The following is a 5,333-nucleotide window of genomic DNA, read 5'->3' on the forward strand; positions in this document are numbered from 1 at the left end:
ACCCTGGTGGCCGCGATCGGCCTGCTGGCCGGCTGCGCCCAGTCGACCGATCGCCGGCTCGAGCAGGGGGTGGTTGAGGAGATCGCCGAGCAGCCGTTCTACGCCCGGCCCGACCCGATACCGGCCGGCGACCCGGGCGAGGTGGTCCGCACGCAGGACCTGGAGTCGGCGCCGGCCGGCACGGTCGCCCAGCGCGTGATGTACCACTCGACCGATGTCCACGGGTCGCCCCTGCTCACCTCCGCCGTCGTGATCGCGCCGACCGCGCCGTGGACCGGCGGCGGCCCGCGGCCGGTGGTGGCCTGGGGTCACCCGACGACCGGGATGGCGCCCCGGTGCGCCCCGTCGACCGGGGTCGACCCGTTCGACCTCATCGAGGGCATGACCGATCTGCTCAACGCCGGATACGCGGTCGCCGCCGCCGACTACCCGGGCATGGGGGTCGCCGGGCCGGATTCATACCTGGTCGGCGTCACCGAGGGCAATGCGGTGCTGGACGCCGTGCGCGCGGCCGGCCACCTCGACGGGTCCGGCGTCACCGCGGCCAGCGACGTGCTGCTGTGGGGCCACTCCCAGGGCGGCCATGCGGTGCTCTTCGCCGCCCAGCAGGCCGCCGGCTACGCCCCGGAGCTGCGGCTGGTCGCCGCCGCCGCGGCCGCGCCGGCGACCGAGCTCGGCACCCTGCTCGACGACGACATCGGCGACGTCTCCGGGGTCTCGCTGGGGTCCTACGCCTTCCAGACCTACCAGAGCGTCTACGGTGCGACGACGCCCGGACTGGCGCTGACCCAGGTGCTCACCGACGACGGCGCCGCGGCCACCGCGCAGATGGCGCAGCTGTGCCTGATCGGGCAGAACGAGCAGTTGCACGCGCTGGCCGGGCCGCTGGTCGGCCGGTACCTGCGGGCCGACCCGGCGACGACCCAGCCGTGGGCGGACATCCTGCGGGAGAACACCCCGGGCGGCGTGCCGATCACCGTCCCGTTGTTCGTGGCCCAGGGGCTGGCCGACGTGCTGGTCCACCCGGCGGCGACCACGCAGTTCGTGCAGCAGCAGTGCGGCCGGGGCACCCGGGTGGTCTTCAAGCAGGTGCCGGGGATCGGGCACGCCGAGATCGCCATGGACGTGGTGCCGGACGTGCTCGCGTTCTTCGCCGCGGCCCGGGCCGGTACCCCGCCGCCCAGCACCTGCTGAGCCGGTTCAGCCGGCCCGCAGCCAGCGTTCGAACGCCGGGTTGCACAGGCAGGCGGGCGAACGCTTCCGGCGGATCAGGTCGATCGCCGCGTCCGCGCTCATCCCGCCCAGCACCAGGGCGCGCGCCGCGACCAGGCTGGAGCGGTTCAGGCCGGCCTGGCAGTGCACCAGGGTCGGCGCGGTCTGCCGGCAGGTGTTGACCCACCCGGCGATGGCGTCCACCTGATCCATCGCCTGCGTCGTCTGGTCGTACATCCGCACCTCGAGGCGCGAGTCCAACTCGTGCCGGACGGTGTACTTCTCCCACGGGTACAGCGAGATGAGGTGCCCGACGAACTCCGGCAGCACCAAGCCGTCCTCGCACCCGCCCAGCCACAGGTTGTCGCCGATCTCGCTGATGAACGGGACGTCGAACTCCATCAGCCCGTGCGCGGACACCCCGACCATCCGCTGCCGCCGGGGGTCGAACTCGATGTCGATACGGGACGGGTCGACGCTCATGACAGGAACTCCCCCAACCCGGCCAGCAGACGGTCAACGTCCTCGTCGTCGTTGTACGGGGCGAGGCCGACCCGCAGCCCCCCGCCGTCGCCGAGCCCGAGGAACCGGGCGGCCTCGATCGCGTAGAACGACCCGGCCGGGGCGTTCACGCCACGCTCGGCCAGGAAGCGGTAGGCGGCGTCCGGGGTGGCCCGCGCGAAGGTGATCAGCAGGGTGGGCGTGCGCCGGGCGGCCCGCGAGTGCACGGTGACGCCCGGCAACCCGGCCAACCCGTCCTCGATCCGCCGGCGCAGCCGTTCCTCGTGCTCGTCCACCCCCGCCATCGCGGCCAGCAACTGCTGGCGGCGGTCACCGGCCACCCGGTGCGCCTGGCCGGCCAGCCCGGCCAGGAAGTCCACCGCCGCGGTGGTGCCGGCCAGGAGCTCGTAGGGCAGGGTGCCCAGCTCGAACCGCTCGGGCACGGCATCGGTCGAGGGCAGCAGCTTGTCCGGGTGCAGGCTCTCCAGCAGGTCGACCCGGCCGGACAGCACCCCGCAGTGCGGGCCCAGGAACTTGTAGGGCGAGCAGACCAGCAGGTCCGCGCCCAGCTGCGCCTGGTCCAACGGCGCGTGGGCGGCGGCGTGCACCGCATCGACGTAGGTCACCGCCCCGGCCCCGTGGGCGGCGGCGCAGATCGCCGCCACGTCCGGCCGGGTGCCCAGCAGGTTGGATGCGGCGGTGACGGCGACCAGCCGGGTCCGCTCGGAGAGCACCGCGGCCACGTTCGCCACCGGCAGTTCGGCGGACTCGGCGTCGAACTCGGCCCACCGGACCGTCACCCCGGCCCGCCGCGCCGCGAGCACCCAGGGCCGGATGTTGGCGTCGTGGTCGAGCCGGGTCACCACGATCTCGTCGCCGGGCGACCAGCCCGCGGCCAGGGTGCGGGCCAGGTCGAAGGTCAGCGCCGTCATGCTCCGTCCGAAGACGATGCCGCCGGCCTCGCCGCCGAGCAGGTCGGCCATGGCGGCCCGCGCGGCCAGCACGGTGTCGTCGGCGACCCGCTCGGCCGCCGTCACCCGGCCGCGATTGGCGATGCCGGCGGTCAGCGTCCCGCTCACCGCGGCGGCGACCACGTCGGGCACCTGGGAGCCGCCGGGCCCATCGAAGTGCGCGGTCGGTGTGCCCGACCCGGGCCGCAGGGCCGGGAAGTGCGCGCGCAGCGCCGGGACGTCGATCACGACGGGCTCACGTCAGAACTGGTCGTCGCCGGGCAGCCGGAGATCCGGTTTGTCCAGCTCCTCGACATTGACGTCCTTGAACGTGACCACCCGGACGTTCTTGACGAACCGGGCCGGCCGGTACATGTCCCAGACCCAGGCGTCGGACATCCGCAGCTCGAAGTACATGTCCCCGTCGGGGTTGCGGACCTGCAGGTCGACCGCGTTGCACAGGTAGAACCGGCGCTCGGTCTCGACCACGTAGGAGAACTGCCCGACGATGTCGCGGTACTCCCGGTAGAGCTGCAGCTCCATCTCGGTCTCGTACTGCTCGAGATCCTCGGCGCTCACGCCGCTCCCTCCCGGTGCACCCTCGCACGCTCGGGCGCCCCGCCGCGGGCGCGGCGCCTGCCCTGATGGTTCGCTCGGCAAGCCTCGCTCACGCCGCTCCCTCCCGGTGCACCCTCGCCCGCTCGGGCGCCCGGCACGCCCCGCTCACGACGTCATCACCAGCACATCATCTCCCCCGGCGAGTTCCTGCCCGCACGGTAGTCGCCAACTGCGCCGGTGCACCGCCGACGGGCCGTGCTCGCGCAGCGCGGCGACGTGCTCGGGCGTCCCGTACCCCTTGTTCACGGCGAAGCCGTACGCCGGGTAGCTCGGGGCCAGGCCGGTCAGGATGGCGTCGCGTTCGGTCTTGGCCAGAACGCTGGCGCCGGCCACCGCGGCGCAGGTCATGTCCGCCTTGATCCGCACGTGCACCGCGAGTTCGGGGGCCGACCCGGGCGCTGCCTCGGGCCCGGACCCATCCGGCATCCCGGACCCGATCGGGAAGAGCGGGTGGGACTCCACGACGGGGGCCGCGGCCACCGCGGCGGCCGGCTCGCGCAGGTAGTTGTGGTTGCCGTCGAGCAGCACGGCGTCGACCGGGCCGGACAGCGCGGCCAGCGCCCGGCGACCGGCCAGCCGCAGCGCGGCGATGATGCCGATCGCGTCGATCTCGTCGGGCCCGGCGTGCCCGACGGCGTACTCGGTGACCCATCGGCGCACCGGCGCGACCAGCCGCTGCCGTTCCTGCGGCGTGAGCAGCTTGGAATCGGCCAGCCCGGCCGGCACCCGCCGCACGTCCGGGGTGACGACCACGACCCCGACCGTGACCGGACCGGCCAGCGCGCCCCGGCCCACCTCGTCCATGGCCGCGAGCCGGGTGACCCCGTCCCGCATGAGCTGCTTCTCGACCCGCAGGTGCGGCCGGCGCACGGCGGCGGCCATCAATTGCCCCAGCCGGCGTCGAGGTCGGGCGAGGAGATGGTCCCCCACCGGGACGGGGGCATGACGATGAACACCGCCTTGCCGATGACGTTGTCGACCGGGATCGGCCCCTGGCACTGGTCGCCGCTGCCGGCCGGCAGGCCCTGGCACCGGTACGAGGAGTCGGCCGAGTCGGACCGGTGGTCACCCATCACCCAGAGCTGGCCGTCGGGAACCGTGACCGGCCCGAAGCAGCGCCGCGACATCTGGGTGGTGGTGCAGTCGAGCTGGCCGGGGACGAACTCGATCGGCTCGTAGATGTACGGCTCGTTCAGCGAGTGCCCGTCGACCGTCACGTTGCCCTGCGCGTCGCAGCACTGCACGGTCTGCCCGCCGGTCGCGATCACCCGCTTGACGAAGTCCTTCTCGTTCGGCGGAGCGATGCCGACCACCGAGCCGAGCGACTGCACGACCTGACCGAACCAGTTCGACGGGCCGGGGATCCGGGCCTCCGGGGTCCACGAGGGCGGGCCGGAGAACACCACGACGTCACCCGGCTCCGGCTGGCCGAAGTCGTAGACGACCTTGTTGGCCAGGATGCGGTCGCCGCCCGAGCTGACCCCGTGCAGGGTCTGCTCCATCGAGCCGGACGGGACGTAGTAGACCTTCGCGACGAACGTCTGGATGAGGAACGTCAGCCCGAACGCGATGACGATCAGGATCGGCAGTTCCACCCAGAACGGCCGCTTCTTGCGCGTCCGGGGGTGCTGCTCCGGCTCCTCGTCGGAGGAACCGGCCGAAGAAGGAGCGGAGTCACCCGCACCGGATGACTCCGCCGAGTCCGTCATCGGAACCGATCAGTGGCCGACGCGCTTTTCCTTGATCTTGGCGGCCTTGCCGCGCAGGTCGCGCAGGTAGTAGAGCTTGGCCCGCCGGACGTCGCCGCGGGTGACCAGCTCGATCTTGTCCAGGTTCGGGGAGTGCACCGGGAAGGTGCGCTCGACGCCGACGCCGAAGCTGACCTTGCGGACGGTGAAGGTCTCCCGGACCCCGCCGCCCTGGCGGCGGATCACGTGGCCGGCGAAGACCTGGATCCGGGACCGGTTGCCCTCGATGACCTTGACGTGCACCTTGACCGTGTCGCCGGGCCGGAAGTCCGGGATGTCGGACCGCAGGGAGGCGGCGTCCAGT

Annotated in this window: 7 protein-coding genes; 1 reads left to right on the forward strand and 6 read right to left on the reverse strand. The window is 73.0% G+C overall.

Features of this window, described 5'->3' with window-relative positions:
* Nucleotides 1-6 precede the first annotated feature (6 nt).
* Nucleotides 7-1,194: a lipase family protein gene (locus ACOJUF_RS21170; protein WP_420123798.1), complete on the forward strand. Its 1,188-nt coding sequence runs from the start codon at nt 7-9 to the stop codon at nt 1,192-1,194.
* A 6-nt stretch (nt 1,195-1,200) separates the two neighbouring features.
* Here ACOJUF_RS21170 and ACOJUF_RS21175 read toward each other — a convergent pair whose 3' ends face one another.
* The 6 genes from ACOJUF_RS21175 to rplS form a co-directional block, all read right to left on the reverse strand.
* On the reverse strand, nt 1,201-1,695 hold the full coding sequence (locus tag ACOJUF_RS21175) for a protein-tyrosine phosphatase family protein (RefSeq protein ID WP_420123792.1): 495 nt from the start codon (nt 1,693-1,695) through the stop codon (nt 1,201-1,203).
* A complete protein-coding gene (locus ACOJUF_RS21180; protein ID WP_420123793.1) occupies nt 1,692-2,912 on the reverse strand; it encodes a cysteine desulfurase-like protein in 1,221 nt (406 codons plus the stop codon). The genes ACOJUF_RS21175 and ACOJUF_RS21180 overlap by 4 nt, the downstream gene beginning before the upstream one ends.
* A 12-nt stretch (nt 2,913-2,924) precedes the next feature.
* Complete coding sequence (locus ACOJUF_RS21185) at nt 2,925-3,242, reverse strand: DUF2469 domain-containing protein (RefSeq protein WP_420123794.1); 318 nt, start codon at nt 3,240-3,242, stop codon at nt 2,925-2,927.
* A gap of 144 nt (nt 3,243-3,386) precedes the next feature.
* A complete protein-coding gene (locus tag ACOJUF_RS21190) occupies nt 3,387-4,163 on the reverse strand; it encodes a ribonuclease HII (RefSeq protein ID WP_420123795.1) in 777 nt (258 codons plus the stop codon).
* Nucleotides 4,163-4,990: a signal peptidase I gene (gene lepB, locus ACOJUF_RS21195; protein WP_420123796.1), complete on the reverse strand. Its 828-nt coding sequence runs from the start codon at nt 4,988-4,990 to the stop codon at nt 4,163-4,165. Before lepB ends, ACOJUF_RS21190 begins: the two co-directional genes overlap by 1 nt.
* Before the next feature lie 9 nt (nt 4,991-4,999).
* The gene (gene rplS / locus ACOJUF_RS21200; RefSeq protein WP_420123797.1) at nt 5,000-5,332 is read right to left on the reverse strand and encodes a 50S ribosomal protein L19; all 333 of its coding nucleotides are present in this window, start codon (nt 5,330-5,332) and stop codon (nt 5,000-5,002) included.
* Nucleotide 5,333 lies beyond the last annotated feature (1 nt).

This window comes from Nakamurella sp. (assembly GCF_048594475.1).
Taxonomy (GTDB): Bacteria; Actinomycetota; Actinomycetes; order Mycobacteriales; family Nakamurellaceae; genus Nakamurella.

Coding starts and splice junctions, on each gene's coding strand:
- ACOJUF_RS21175 (WP_420123792.1), bottom strand. CDS start 1,695: ATGAGCGTCGACCCGTCCCGTATCGACATCGAGTTCGACCCCCGGCGG.
- ACOJUF_RS21190 (WP_420123795.1), bottom strand. CDS start 4,163: ATGGCCGCCGCCGTGCGCCGGCCGCACCTGCGGGTCGAGAAGCAGCTC.
- lepB (WP_420123796.1), bottom strand. CDS start 4,990: ATGACGGACTCGGCGGAGTCATCCGGTGCGGGTGACTCCGCTCCTTCT.